Source organism: Pseudanabaena sp. 'Roaring Creek', from assembly GCF_001402795.1.
In the GTDB taxonomy this organism is placed as follows: domain Bacteria; phylum Cyanobacteriota; class Cyanobacteriia; order Pseudanabaenales; family Pseudanabaenaceae; genus Pseudanabaena.
This window is the reverse complement of record NZ_LIRE01000224.1, coordinates 1-12,419: the sequence shown is the minus strand read 5'-3', so window position 1 is coordinate 12,419 and position 12,419 is coordinate 1. Positions and strand designations below refer to the sequence as shown.

The 12,419-nt window shown below is 43.4% G+C and carries 16 protein-coding genes; 6 read left to right on the top strand and 10 right to left on the bottom strand.

The window, feature by feature from the left end:
- Positions 1-259 precede the first annotated feature (259 nt).
- The gene (gene recG, locus AC805_RS07480; RefSeq protein WP_055074836.1) at positions 260-2,728 is read right to left on the bottom strand and encodes an ATP-dependent DNA helicase RecG; all 2,469 of its coding nucleotides are present in this window, start codon (positions 2,726-2,728) and stop codon (positions 260-262) included.
- Positions 2,729-2,909: 181 nt separating this feature from the next.
- Between recG and AC805_RS07475 the strand changes: the two genes are divergently transcribed.
- A complete protein-coding gene (locus AC805_RS07475; protein ID WP_055074835.1) occupies positions 2,910-3,362 on the top strand; it encodes a DUF29 domain-containing protein in 453 nt (150 codons plus the stop codon).
- 84 nt (positions 3,363-3,446) lie between these two features.
- On the opposite strand, the gene AC805_RS07470 is transcribed toward AC805_RS07475, so the two are convergent.
- The 3 genes from AC805_RS07470 to AC805_RS26145 all read right to left on the bottom strand — a co-directional run bounded on the left by AC805_RS07470 (position 3,447) and on the right by AC805_RS26145 (position 4,379).
- Positions 3,447-3,716 carry a hypothetical protein gene (locus tag AC805_RS07470; protein WP_055074834.1) on the bottom strand — a complete coding sequence of 90 codons (270 nt, stop codon included), beginning with the start codon at positions 3,714-3,716 and terminating at the stop codon, positions 3,447-3,449.
- 70 nt (positions 3,717-3,786) lie between these two features.
- Complete coding sequence (locus AC805_RS26150) at positions 3,787-4,032, bottom strand: hypothetical protein (protein WP_197278669.1); 246 nt, start codon at positions 4,030-4,032, stop codon at positions 3,787-3,789.
- A gap of 164 nt (positions 4,033-4,196) precedes the next feature.
- A complete protein-coding gene (locus AC805_RS26145) occupies positions 4,197-4,379 on the bottom strand; it encodes a hypothetical protein (protein WP_197278668.1) in 183 nt (60 codons plus the stop codon).
- A 202-nt stretch (positions 4,380-4,581) separates the two neighbouring features.
- On the opposite strand from AC805_RS26145, the gene rpsN reads away from it, so the two are divergent.
- The 4 genes from rpsN to AC805_RS07445 all read left to right on the top strand — a co-directional run bounded on the left by rpsN (position 4,582) and on the right by AC805_RS07445 (position 6,822).
- The gene (gene rpsN / locus AC805_RS07460) at positions 4,582-4,887 is read left to right on the top strand and encodes a 30S ribosomal protein S14 (protein WP_009629334.1); all 306 of its coding nucleotides are present in this window, start codon (positions 4,582-4,584) and stop codon (positions 4,885-4,887) included.
- Positions 4,888-5,007: 120 nt separating this feature from the next.
- Positions 5,008-5,385 carry a TMEM165/GDT1 family protein gene (locus AC805_RS07455; RefSeq protein WP_055074833.1) on the top strand — a complete coding sequence of 126 codons (378 nt, stop codon included), beginning with the start codon at positions 5,008-5,010 and terminating at the stop codon, positions 5,383-5,385.
- Positions 5,386-5,461: 76 nt separating this feature from the next.
- Positions 5,462-5,743, top strand: a complete 282-nt coding sequence (locus AC805_RS07450) for a TMEM165/GDT1 family protein (protein WP_055074832.1) — start codon at positions 5,462-5,464, stop codon at positions 5,741-5,743.
- 89 nt (positions 5,744-5,832) lie between these two features.
- Complete coding sequence (locus AC805_RS07445; protein ID WP_055074831.1) at positions 5,833-6,822, top strand: aromatic ring-hydroxylating dioxygenase subunit alpha; 990 nt, start codon at positions 5,833-5,835, stop codon at positions 6,820-6,822.
- 51 nt (positions 6,823-6,873) lie between these two features.
- On the opposite strand, the gene uraH is transcribed toward AC805_RS07445, so the two are convergent.
- Positions 6,874-7,233, bottom strand: a complete 360-nt coding sequence (uraH, locus tag AC805_RS07440) for a hydroxyisourate hydrolase (RefSeq protein WP_055074830.1) — start codon at positions 7,231-7,233, stop codon at positions 6,874-6,876.
- A 370-nt stretch (positions 7,234-7,603) separates the two neighbouring features.
- On the opposite strand from uraH, the gene AC805_RS07435 reads away from it, so the two are divergent.
- Positions 7,604-8,008 (top strand): gamma-glutamylcyclotransferase, encoded by a 405-nt coding sequence (locus AC805_RS07435; RefSeq protein WP_055074829.1) that lies wholly within the window; start codon positions 7,604-7,606, stop codon positions 8,006-8,008.
- Between the two features lie 41 nt (positions 8,009-8,049).
- Here the strand turns inward: AC805_RS07435 and AC805_RS26140 are convergent, their stop codons facing one another.
- The 5 genes from AC805_RS26140 to hpxO form a co-directional block, all read right to left on the bottom strand.
- Entirely contained in the window at positions 8,050-8,463 is a 414-nt protein-coding gene (locus tag AC805_RS26140) for a response regulator (protein WP_197278667.1), read from the bottom strand.
- A gap of 9 nt (positions 8,464-8,472) precedes the next feature.
- Positions 8,473-8,832: an ATP-binding protein gene (locus AC805_RS26135; RefSeq protein ID WP_055074827.1), complete on the bottom strand. Its 360-nt coding sequence runs from the start codon at positions 8,830-8,832 to the stop codon at positions 8,473-8,475.
- A 708-nt stretch (positions 8,833-9,540) separates the two neighbouring features.
- Entirely contained in the window at positions 9,541-10,443 is a 903-nt protein-coding gene (puuE, locus tag AC805_RS07420) for an allantoinase PuuE (protein WP_055074826.1), read from the bottom strand.
- A gap of 58 nt (positions 10,444-10,501) precedes the next feature.
- Entirely contained in the window at positions 10,502-10,972 is a 471-nt protein-coding gene (uraD, locus tag AC805_RS07415; protein ID WP_055074837.1) for a 2-oxo-4-hydroxy-4-carboxy-5-ureidoimidazoline decarboxylase, read from the bottom strand.
- A 38-nt stretch (positions 10,973-11,010) separates the two neighbouring features.
- Positions 11,011-12,180, bottom strand: coding sequence for an FAD-dependent urate hydroxylase HpxO (gene hpxO / locus AC805_RS07410; protein WP_055074825.1), 1,170 nt, complete (start codon positions 12,178-12,180; stop codon positions 11,011-11,013).
- Positions 12,181-12,419: the final 239 nt, after the last annotated feature.

Below are 12,419 nucleotides of genomic sequence, written 5' to 3'. Positions count from 1 at the left end.
TTACAGCGCTTTACGCTCAAACCCAAACCAAGAAAATTTTTGAAAGCGTTGCTTCGCAACGCTTTCAAAAATTTTCTTGTGGTTCGTTTGATCGATAATTGCTGTAAGTTTATTTATACTTAGCTAAGTAGCTAGGCGCAATTAAATATAAAAAACCAAAATCTGTAGCGCACGCTGCGCGTGCGCTACAGATTTTGATTATGGGTTTAATACCAATTCCCAAAATGGCGTTGCCATTTTGGGAATTGGTATTAAATGTTTATGTAAAAATCGCGCCACCCTGTAAGCGTTGATAATGCATCTCAAATTCTGCTTTGAGGAGGGGGAAATTTTCTAAGGTTGCATCTTTTTTAATAATTCTTTCGGCGGCTTCGCGGGCAATTTGAAAGATCTCCTGACGGGCGGCTTCATCGGGCAAGCGATCTTCAATGGAGAAACTAGAATGTCCTGATTGCTCCGTTCCTTCATCTTTTCCTTTGCCCCGCATTTGGAAGTCTCGCTCAGCAATAAAAAAACCATCCTGTGACTGTTCGAGAACTTGCAATCGCTCCTGTGCTGTTTGCGTTTTGGCACTGCTCAATAGTAGACAGTAGGATTGGGAACTGCCGCGCCCAACCCGACCGCGCAATTGGTGAAGCTGGGCTAGACCAAAGCGATCGGCATGTTCGATTAGCATGACCGAGGCATTAGGAATATCTACGCCAACTTCAATCACCGTAGTGGCAACGAGAATCTGGGTTTCCCCACGACGAAAGATATTAATAGCTTCATCTTTTTCGGCGGAGGACATTTGACCATGCAATAATCCAATTTGGAAGTTGGGGAAAACTACATTTTGCAGATGCTCCCTTTCTTGAATTGCGGCTTTAATCTCTTCCATCTTTTCTGACTCCTCCACTAGAGGCAAGACAATGTAGATCTGGCGACCCTGAGCGATTTCGCGACGAATTAAATCATAGGCATCTTTACGCTGGGAAGGTTTGAGAATGACGGTTTGAATTGGTTTGCGTCCTGGAGGAAGTTCGTCAATGATGCTCACTTCGATTTCCGAGTTAGTGAGATAGAGCGTCCGAGGAATTGGCGTTGCGGTCATAATTAGTACGTGGGGATCTTCACCTTTTTGCAGCAGACGCGATCGCTGATCTCTGCCAAAGCGGTGTTGCTCGTCAATGACGGCTAATCCCAACCGCGCAAAATTTACCCCATCTTGGATTAAAGCATGGGTGCCAATGACGAGGGGCAGTTCTCCTGTTTCTAACTGGCGTAAAATTTCTCGACGTTTCGCTGTTTTGGTGGAGCCAGTCAAGATTTCCACGGGTAAATTGAGCTGCATAAACCATTCCACGATCTTGCGATAATGCTGCTCTGTCAATACTTCCGTAGGAGCCATGAGTGCGGTTTGGTAACCTGCCTCGATCGCCGTTAGTAGTGCATATACCGCTACGATCGTCTTGCCCGAACCCACATCCCCTTGCACCAATCGGTTCATGGGGGTTTGTCCCTGTAAATCGGCACGGATTTCGGCTACAACCCGTTTTTGCGCATTGGTTAGCTCAAAGGGCAGAAGCTTTTCGAGCTGGTCGATCGCTTGACTTTTAGGAACAAAATGAATTGCCTTTTGCTGCTGGCGGCGATAGAGCGACACAAGGCGACGATAGAAATATTTGTCAAAGGTGAGGCGAATGACGGCTTGTTCGAGGGTGGCACTACTATCGGGGTAATGTACTTGGGCGATCGCATCGGGCAGACGGATCATTTGGTAATCGCGCAAAAGGCGATCGGGCATCGGATCGATAATTTGCGAAACTGCGGGCAAACATTGTACGACTAGACTGCGGATCGCTTCAGGGGTAACGCCTTCGGTGAGGGGATATACGGGAACGACCCGACCTACGGTCTTTGATTGGATTGTATCTTGAGTATGTTCGAGAACCTCGACTTCATAGTTCTCTAAAGTCAAACCATATTTACTCTGTTTTACTACACCAGATGCAGCGATCGTACAACCTTGGGGATAAAGCCTCTTTTGAATTTCTTGCCAACCACGATTGCTATACCGTTTACCCGTCCAAAAGCGACTGAGTTTAATCTGCCCCGTGCGATCGCGCAGAATAATTTCCACAATTGTGAGGTTAGGATTTTTGGGACTGGTAAAACAGCCAAATTTTTTAACCGTACCAATAACTGTTACCGTATCGCCATTCTTCAGATCGCTAATCGGTATTTGTCGAGCATAGTCAATATGATCGCGGGGATAGTAACTAAGGACATCGCGAACATTATGCAGGTCGAGCAATTGAAATCTTATTGCTAAAGACGAACCGATGCCCTCAAGATCCTTTATTTCGGTGTCGGGGGTTATTTTTTTAGTAGATTTTGGCTCTGTGGCGGTAATTGCTTCGATTTTTGGTTTCTTTTGGGGTTTAGTTATACCCGCTAAGGCACTAGTTTCCGCAATCTCGCGGCGACGAACTTCGTATAATAAGCGTCTTGTCTCAGCAATAAGATGTTGGCGACGCGATAGGGTTAAGTCGTTATACTGAGCGTATTGATTGGCTAAGGTTTGTGCCTGCAAGCGATCGCTCATTTCCCAGTTTTCAGGCAAATCCTCCCGCAAGTTTACATGCAAAAAATCCGCAAACAAAAATTGCTTTCCCTGTAAATTTGAGAAGCCCCTTTCTGCCTCTACACTCAAGGCCTGTTGTAAACGATTGATATCAATTGGCACGAGCTAGATTTTAAGTAAGAGTTTTTGAGCAATCATTGTTAATTCTGTCGTTAATTCCTATATTGCCACATATCGTAATGTCCAATCCTCTTGGCATAATCCTATTAGCGATCGCATCTCGATCTAAGCCCACCTTGAATCTATTACGCTAAAATCTCGATATATCTAAGAATCAAAATCAATGACACAAGCAATTGCGCCGCCTTTAAATCTATACGAAAGCGATCTCGATCTATGGCTAGAGACTACGATCGCACAATTAAAAGTGGGTGATTTCTACAATCTTGATATAGAAAATTTAATAGAGGAGTTAGAAGGCTTGTCTGGCAGTAACAAACGTGAGGTCGAGACTCGCCTCAAAAGGTTAATCGAACATATCCTGAAACGGTGCTACGTAGGTATGCCAGATTGTTATCGGGGCTGGCTGTTAACAATCTTCGAGCAACGAGATGAGCTAAAAACTCTTCTAAGACAATCACCAAGCCTTAAGCGTCACTTCGTGAAAATGTTTGATGATTGCTTTGAGACCTCTTTAAAGCGGATTAGAATGGAATACCCTGACTGCCAATTCCCCGATACATGGCAATTTGAGCGTGATATCGATACGATGCTAAATGCTAGTTTTTGGGAATGAGTATTTATTTTTTCCTTAGCTTCCGCCAAATATATTTGCACGTAAAACCCAAGAAGCGAAGCATCAACCTTCGCTTCTTGGGTTTTAATTAATCCTGTTATATTTAAGCTGTATTTTTTCACTGGATAAGGTCAAGGTGTTGCCCTCAAAAGTTATTTTTAACGGTTGCCCTCCTTCGATTAAAAGGCGATTGCCTTCAATTATTTCCCATTTTTTTACATCACTAGAGCTTTCCCAAGATTCTAGTTTTCCGATTTTCGTATAGATAACTTTACCGTCAGAGAGAAATTCTAAAGATACGTTTGGGTTTTTCTGGTCTTGCCACTTTCCGATCAGTTTATTTTTGCGCCACAACTAGCTAAGATCGCCGCCACTAACGCGATCGCAAAATATCTACGCTTCATATAAATATCCTAATTTTGCACTAGATTTTATCGCTTTTAGGTGGCAACTCATAGGGCTCAATCCCATTTTGTTTAAGTAATGTCTCAAAATAATCACGCTCACGACGGATCTCGTCGTCCAAAGCAAATCCCTCACCCAAAACTACTAAATCTCGCTCTAATTGGCTATTTCTTTGAGACAGTCGCCTATTACGCTCTTGCTCAGTGATAACAACCCCAAAAGCATCATCAAACCTACGTTCTAGGCTCTCTATGATAAGAGCCATGCAAAGAGATAAGGCTTTTTTATTGCCTCGGTAAGATTGCCATAGCTAATAAGCCCCAACAATTTCTAAAGGCAATGAGTTAAAACGGCTTTGACCTCGTTTATTGCCTTCAGATTCGATCTCAATCTGTTCAGGTTCAAAAACCGAATCCGTATAACCTTCTCCTAGTAATGTTTTAAGGGCATTTGATCGCAAAAAAAATCGAATACGTTTCTACCTGATAATCCGACCGATTCAGACGCTTGGATCTGAGACATCCGATAACTACCATCAGGCAACATAAAAGCATCAACAGTTAACGCCCCGATCACCACAGTAGCGCGGATCGCTTTGATTGATTCACTCACTCAAAACACCTTTTTCATTAAGTCAAAATTTCATCGTAAAACAGTCCTGTTGTAAAGTTACGAGTGCCTTTTTGGGGAAGCTTGAGCAATCGGCATAAAAATTTATGATCTACAAATCGGCTATTTAGGTTATGATCGGTAACTGTCGCGAATTGTATTAAATTTTTAGACTTATACCTCTACATCACCTGATAGAACCGCAATGGCTAAGAAAAGCATGATCGAGCGCGAAAAAAAGCGCGCTAAGTTAGTTGAAAAGTATGCAGCTAAGCTCGAAGCACTTAAAGAAAAGTTTGCCAGCCCCGAACTGACACAACAACAAAAAGTTGCCGTACACCGTGAAATTCAACAAATTCCTCGTAACGCCAACCCTACCCGTCATCGCAATCGTTGCTGGGCGACTGGTCGTCCCCGTGGCTATTACAAAGATTTCGGTCTATGCCGCAACGTTTTGCGTGAGATGGCTCACCAAGGTCTATTGCCAGGCGTAGTTAAATCGAGCTGGTAGTTTAGATTGCAATAAAAATTGCAATAAAAAAAGGAGATGTCTCTAGAGACATCTCCTTTTTTTATTGCAATCCTGCCCAGACTATGAAAGGATTATGAAAGATTTAACCACTTTCCGTAAATGATGTCTGTAAAGCCTGAATCACAAACTCAAGAGTCATCTCAAGATCAAGTAACAAATACATCGTCTGTCGATGGATCGGCACAAGCATCAACCCAAACCGAGCATTGGCAAATTGTTACGACTACTTTCATTACCGTCTTCTTGGCAGAAATAGGGGATAAGACGCAGCTCGGCATTTTGGTGATCTCGGCTCAGTCCCATCAGCCTTGGATTGTGTTTGCGGGTGCGGCGATCGCTTTAGTTTCCACGAGCCTATTAGGAGTCCTCGCTGGTAAATGGTTAGCTAAAACCTTCTCGCCTAGCCTGTTAAACACCTTAGCTGGCTTAAGTTTTCTGATTTTGTCGATTAGCCTACTCTGGGAAGCGATCGCCTGAGCAAGGCGATCTCCTAAAAACCTGAATCACCGCGGATGACAGTATTTTCTAACAGTATTTTTTATAGGAATTGAATATGGATTGGCAGTTATTATTTTTGAGTTTTGGCACAATTTTTTTATCGGAATTGGGCGACAAAAGCCAACTCGCTACCCTGAGCTTGAGCGGCAGTTCGGCAGCCCCTAAGTATGTATTTATCGGCTCCGCAGCCGCTTTGCTGGTGGCAAGTTCTCTAGGAGTGTGGCTCGGCGATAGTATTTCTATTCTTGCTCCTACGAGATTGCTTAAAGCGATCGGTGCGGCTTTGTTTGCTTTTATGGCAATGCGATTATTTATGTCTGACTCCAGCGAACATTAAGTTTTCCCTAGCAATTTTATGTATTATCAAACACAGAATATCTGCAACTACTCACCTTAAATAGAGGTAGTTATGTATACAGTATACAAATGCTAGTTACCAGTCACTCTCTATTCAAACGGTTTTGGTATCCTGTAATACCTATGTCTTTGTTGGCGGAGGAACAGCCTAAAAGCTTTCAACTGCTCGGACAAAAAATTGTTCTGTGGATTGACGCAGAGGGAAAGCCTGCGGCGGCACTCGATCGCTGTTGCCATCGCTCCGCTCATCTCTCGCTCGGTAGCGTTAAGCAGGGGGCGATCGCCTGCGCCTATCACGGATGGCAATACGATCGCTCTGGTAGTTGCTTGCTTGTACCGCAACTACCAACTGATACCCCTATCCCTAAAAATTACCGCATTCATACCTTTGCCTGCGAAGAACGGTATGGCTATGTATGGGTATGTATGGGAGATCCCATAAACCAAATTGCCGAAATTCCCGAAGCTAGCGATCCCCAATTCCGCTTAATACCAGAGTTCTATGAAGTATGGAACTGTGCAGGGCTGAGGGTTATGGAAAATGAAATGGATTTAGCCCATCCAACTTTTGTGCATACTACGACCTTTGGCAGTGCCGATCATCCCATTCCCGAAGAGTTAGAGATTACCGAAACCGACTATGGACTCAGAGCTACAGCGGTTTTGGGTGTGGTTAATCCTAAATCGCAACAAAAGAATTTAAAAATGGATAGCGACATCACCCATCGGCAATTGGAGATGGATTGGTTTATGCCTTTTACCTGCAAGTTGCGGATTAATTATCCCAATGGACTAGTTCATATCATCGTCAATACCGCTACTCCTATCGATGACAAGTCCTCTCAGATTGTCCAATTTTGCCTGCGTAACGATACTGAAGAACAAACTAAAGCTGCCGATGCGATCGCCTTTGATCGGCAAGTGACCCTAGAGGACAAAGCGATCCTCGAAACGACGGATTATGATGTGCCTCTCGATGCGAAATTTGAGCAGCATATGATGACCGATCGCCCAGGTTTGTTGATGCGCCGCAAACTAGCCGCCATGCTTACTCCCTAGTGAAGGATTAGAGTTGCGGCGCGAAGCGCCGCAACTCTAATCCTTAGCTTATCAACTCCCACGATAGGTGCTGTACGCCCAAGGTGATACTAGTAAAGGTACATGATAGCGATCGCTAATGTGGGCAATGCCAAAACGGATCGGCACGCGACTTAAAAAGGCTGGCTGGGTTTGATTTGTCTGGAAACTTGCAAAATAGTCACTCACATTAAACCAAACCTCGTAGATCCCGACCTGCATCTCTGATGCATTTAGTAATAGCTCGTCGGTTCTACCATCTTGATTGGTGTATAGGGTTTTTAATAGCGTTTTTTGTTCGTCGCTAGCGATCGCCCACAGTTCAATCCGCATATTTTTAGCAGGGCAGCCATGAACTGTATCGAGAACGTGAGTTGAGACTTTCCCAGACATGATTTAACCAATACCTAATATTAATAAATTAACAAAGAATTATTAACGAATAATAAATAAATTATAAATAATTAACAAATATTTTGTGACTAGAAAAGCAGTAGGGTTGTAGTTGCGATTTCGCCACACATTATAGCTACTGCCAACTGTATCAAGACATAAAACCCAAAATCATGTTGTCGCGCGGAGCGCGACAACATGATTTTGGGTTTTAATTTTGTCCTGATAAGACTGGCGATAGCCATACTAAAGCAATACTATGGAAAATCCTACTTCACATTTGCATACTGTATACAATAAACTAAAACTCAGGATAAGCATTACCCAAGGTCATTTATCCTCTTAAACCCATAATTTTTAGCCTATCTTTATGACAGTATCCAACGGGACAAGACATGTATTTATCTGTGGTTCGGCACTGCGCGGACAACCAGATCATGGCAATTTACAGAACGCGAAATTTATACGTGCGGCAAATACTCAGTCACGTTATCGCCTTCATGCCGCAGGAGATGCATGGCATCCTGCAATTTACGAAGTTGAAACAGGAGGAATTTCTATTTCTGGGGAAGTTTATGAGATGCGTGACGATGAATTTGAATATCTTGCCCAGAACGAACCACCCCATATGTATCCTACGGACGTTTATCTTGAGGATGGCGAGGTTCTTACCGCCTTCTTCTATCCTCAAGAATTAATTGAAAAATTCAATTGGATTGATATTTCTCACCTTGGCGGTTGGGCAGCCTATAAAAGAACTTTAGTTACGGCTTAGTACCTCAACCTGCGGCGCACGCTGTGCGTGCGCCGCAGGTTTTAGGGTTCTATATTTAATAACATTTTTTGAATTGTTGCCACTAGCTGACGAAATTTGACAGGCTTCGCAACATAATCATTTGCTCCTGCTTCCAGACATTTTTGGCGATCGCTTGCCATAGCTAGAGCAGTCATCGCAATAATGGGAATATTCTGCAAGCTTGGATCGAGACGAATTAGCTCAATTGCCTTCAGTACATCCATTTCAGGCATTTGGATATCCATCAAAATCATATCGGGACAAAATTTCTTAGCAAAGGCGATCGCTTCCCGACCATTCTTAGCAACGCAAACCCGATATTCTTTTGCCTCAAGGTAGCAAACCGTTGTCAAAATATTTGACTCATTATCTTCAGCCAACAGGATTAGTGGATGAACTTGAGGGCTGGTCAGAATATCTGTCGGTATGTTCATATCCATAGTCTATTTGGTTGCATGGGAAGATCCAAAATTATTCTCAAAGGGAAGATCGAAGGTAAAACAACTGCCCTTTCCCAAAATGCTGTTTGCCCCTAACTTGCCTTCATGCAGCGCTACGATTTGTTTGACAATTGCTAGTCCCAACCCCAGCCCTTCATACCCACGACTAAGCGTACTATCTATTTGACTAAATGGCTGAAATAGCTGGGAAAATTTTTCTAATTCAAAACCAATCCCTGTATCGATAATTGTAAATTGGGTCAGGTCATCATAGACCTGCGCGGTTAAGGTGTCGAGGATTTTGTACCGATCTAGTGCCACTAAACCTTCGCTTTCATTTTGCGGAATTTCTGGTATCTTCATGTAATTCCAAAATTTGTTTGAGAATGATAAAAATTCGCCTAAGTAATTAGTAAAAAACAGCTTTTAAAATTATTTTTTTAGTTCAGCTTTACTATATAAAAATGTAAAATTAGAAACTAGATTTAAATTCTGAGTATAATCCTGACACCTATCTAAAGGCTTTGAGTTTTAATACTTAATTGGGATTAGCTTTTTAAGAAAGAATTTTTTTTAGTAAATTAAGTTTTTTTAATAACAGTTCTAGTTTATAAGTTAAATTTGGTAGCCCAGTTAATTCCTTCATTGTTATTAACATATAGCTATCCTAAATCATTTGCAGATTTTGGGTTTATGGAAGCGCACCCCGAAAGGTTGAGCGTCTATAAACTATTTAGGATTGCTATAGTGTAAAAGATAATACAAGAGAAATATTGTTGGTTTATGAAATCTAGATTTCCAATCTAGATATCCAATAAATTATGGATCTTTGCAGTTTTAATTATTTCTCGCACAGACTTTAACTAACCTCCTTCAATTATTACTAAAATCCTTCCCTAAAACCAAGAAATATCGGGGCAAAGCCCCAATATTTCTTGGTTTGATAACAATTACCAAAATGGCAACGCCATTTTGGTAATTTCAAAACCTTACTGGGTTTGTTTTTAAATTCACTGAAGTATTGACTCACTTCAGTGAATTTGTATTAAGGGAGGGAAATATTCGTCTTTCTTACTCTGGTTTGTGGTACTTATACCAATGATTGGCAATATCGATACGGCGGCAGAGCCAGACTCGTTCATGTTTCTGTACGTAGTCGAGAAATTTCGCCAAAGCCGCCGCTCGGCTAGGTCGTCCGACTAATCGGCAATGCAAGCCGATGCTCATCATTTTAGGTGATGTTTCTCCTTCCGCATAAAGAACATCAAAGGCATCGCGCAAATAAGTAAAAAACTGGTCTCCCGAATTAAATCCTTGGGGCGTAGCGAAGCGCATATCATTATTATCAAGGGTATAGGGAATGACCAGATGTGGCTTGCCATATTCATAATTCCAATAGGGAAGGTCATCGGCATAGCTATCAGAATCATAGAGGAATCCACCTTCTTCCACGACTAACCTTCTTGTATGCGGACTAGTTCGCCCCGTATACCAACCACGAGGACGCTCACCCGTAACTTGCGTATGGATAGCGATCGCCTTTTGTAGATGTTCGCGTTCTTGCTCTGCTGAAAAATATTTGTAATCAATCCATCGATAGCCATGGCTGGCGATTTCCCAATCGGCTTCAAGCATTGCGGCTACGGCTTCAGGATTGCGGGTAAGAGCCATTGCGATGCCATAGATCGTGACGGGAATATTGCGATCGCAAAACATGCGATATAAGCGCCAAAAACCCGCTCGACTTCCATATTCATAGCAGGATTCCATATTCATATGCCGTAGTCCTTGCAGCGGAACCGCACCGACAATTTCAGAGAGAAAAGTCTCCGAACTACTATCGCCATGAAGGATGCAGGTTTCTCCTCCCTCTTCGTAATTAATGACAAACTGGACGGCAATAAGGGCATTATCTTTCCATTTTGGATCGGGAACAAACCTCCCGTAGCCGATCATATCTCTGGGATAGTTCATGGGTGATTGGGAATTGGTGACTGGGAATTGGTGATGGGAAATCGCTAAAGACTAAAGGCTAATCGCTAATCGCTAAAATCAACCGCCATCTGGCAATCTCGATAATTTCGGCGATCGCTTGTTTTTTCTCGGTGTCTAAATTATTTTGGAGCCTTTCCATAAAATTCATTAAAATCGTGTCTTTAGTATGGTTGCGGACGGCAATAATATAGGGGAAATCAAATTTTTCTTTGTAGGATTGATTGAGTTGTTGAAAGCGATCGTATTCTTCCGCTGATAGACGATCTAATCCAATAGTGGACTGTTCTTGTACGGAAGCATCTGCCATTTTCACCTTACTTCCAAGATCGGGATGGGCGCATATTAGCTGTAACTGCTCTTTATCGGTCATTTTCATCACGATCGCTGCCATAGTTTGATGCAGATTCTCGATATCTGTAAAGGGACGAGCCTGCCATGCGGTAGTGGCGATTGCTGGGGTATGTTCAAAAATACTGCCGAGGGCTTCGGTAAATTCTTCTTGGCTCATTTGGTTGAGCATGTCGAGTGTATGGGTTAAGGGCAAACTCAATGTAAAGGCCCCCCGCTAATAATTTTGGCGATCGCTGTAGTGACATCTAGGGGATTTTCTTGGGCAAGTTGGTCGTACCACTTTTGCGTAGCTGCGGGATCTTTACCATGGATCGTTTCCGCTCGATTGCGGGCTTTGTTCACGATTTCGGTAGTGCGCGTTTTGCGTTCAGCTTCGTATCGGTTTAAGGCATCAACTACGCTCACATTCGTGGATACGAGATAATTTGTCAATACTAACCCATCTTCCATCGCTTGACATCCACCCTGACCGAGATCGGGACAGGTGGCATGGGCGGCATCCCCAAGGAGAGCCACTCGCCCTTGCACCATTTTGGATATGGGACCTACATCATGAATTTCCACACGAGCCACGGTGGCGGGATCGAGGCGATCGATCAGTAACTGTACGGGTTCCGCCCATCCTTGAAAGTATGTTTTCAACTCAGTTTGATAGTTTGCGCGATCGCTCGTCGTACCCTTAGGTAAGGGCACATCAAAAAAGAAATAGAAGCGATCGCCTGCTACGGGCATCATGGAAGCCCTCTTATGTTCTCCCACATAAATCGCCCACATATCCGCAGGTGCAAGATCTTCGCTGATGGGAACCAATCCATTCCAATTCACATAGCCGCCATACTGGGGACTAACCCTTTCCTCGAGAATATATTCTCTGAGAATAGAATGCACGCCATCAGCAGCTACTAGGACATCGCCTGTAGCCGTACTGCCATCCTCAAACTTTGCCGTCACATCGCGATCGCTTTCCATGACCTCGATACATTTTGCCCCAAGAGTGACTTTGTTCCCTAGGGATTCAAAGGACTCCAGTAACATATTTTGTAAATCGCGCCGCGCAACTGGATAGGGGCGCTGTCCAACCGATGCAATGAGGGGGGCAAGGGAGATCTCGTTCAGCAAATTTCCCGATAGATGGCGATATTCCATGCGGTTCATCTGACCACCGATCTCCGCTATTTTTTCTCCTAGTCCCAATCTATTTAAGACCTTGACTCCATTTGACCAAAGAGAAATTCCCGCCCCAATGGGACGGAGATCACGGACGCGATCGTAGATTTCCACTTCATAACCCGCCTGCCGCAGGGCAATTCCTGCCGTGAGTCCGCCAATACCCGCACCAATTACTATTGCCTTTAAGCCGTACATTGCAATAAACCCACATTTTGCATACAGTATACACGAACGTTTTTAATGCGTTCCCCCATCTTAAATAAATATCGGCTGGATAACTGTGCTTAGAATTGCGTTTCTGCCTTTGCACACATCTTGTATAGCTACAGTCACTTGAATGAGGACAAATCAAACCCCAAGAATTGAGTGGCGGCGCGAAGCGCCGCCACTCAATTCTTGGGGTTTATGTCCTAATACACTTGGCGACAGCTATA

Coding starts and splice junctions, on each gene's coding strand:
- AC805_RS07475 (WP_055074835.1), top strand. CDS start 2,910: ATGACACAAGCAATTGCGCCGCCTTTAAATCTATACGAAAGCGATCTC.
- AC805_RS26150 (WP_197278669.1), bottom strand. CDS start 4,032: ATGGCTCTTATCATAGAGAGCCTAGAACGTAGGTTTGATGATGCTTTT.
- rpsN (WP_009629334.1), top strand. CDS start 4,582: ATGGCTAAGAAAAGCATGATCGAGCGCGAAAAAAAGCGCGCTAAGTTA.
- AC805_RS07455 (WP_055074833.1), top strand. CDS start 5,008: ATGATGTCTGTAAAGCCTGAATCACAAACTCAAGAGTCATCTCAAGAT.
- AC805_RS07450 (WP_055074832.1), top strand. CDS start 5,462: ATGGATTGGCAGTTATTATTTTTGAGTTTTGGCACAATTTTTTTATCG.
- AC805_RS07445 (WP_055074831.1), top strand. CDS start 5,833: ATGCTAGTTACCAGTCACTCTCTATTCAAACGGTTTTGGTATCCTGTA.
- uraH (WP_055074830.1), bottom strand. CDS start 7,233: ATGTCTGGGAAAGTCTCAACTCACGTTCTCGATACAGTTCATGGCTGC.
- AC805_RS07435 (WP_055074829.1), top strand. CDS start 7,604: ATGACAGTATCCAACGGGACAAGACATGTATTTATCTGTGGTTCGGCA.
- AC805_RS26140 (WP_197278667.1), bottom strand. CDS start 8,463: ATGAACATACCGACAGATATTCTGACCAGCCCTCAAGTTCATCCACTA.
- AC805_RS26135 (WP_055074827.1), bottom strand. CDS start 8,832: ATGAAGATACCAGAAATTCCGCAAAATGAAAGCGAAGGTTTAGTGGCA.
- puuE (WP_055074826.1), bottom strand. CDS start 10,443: ATGAACTATCCCAGAGATATGATCGGCTACGGGAGGTTTGTTCCCGAT.
- uraD (WP_055074837.1), bottom strand. CDS start 10,972: ATGAGCCAAGAAGAATTTACCGAAGCCCTCGGCAGTATTTTTGAACAT.
- hpxO (WP_055074825.1), bottom strand. CDS start 12,180: ATGTACGGCTTAAAGGCAATAGTAATTGGTGCGGGTATTGGCGGACTC.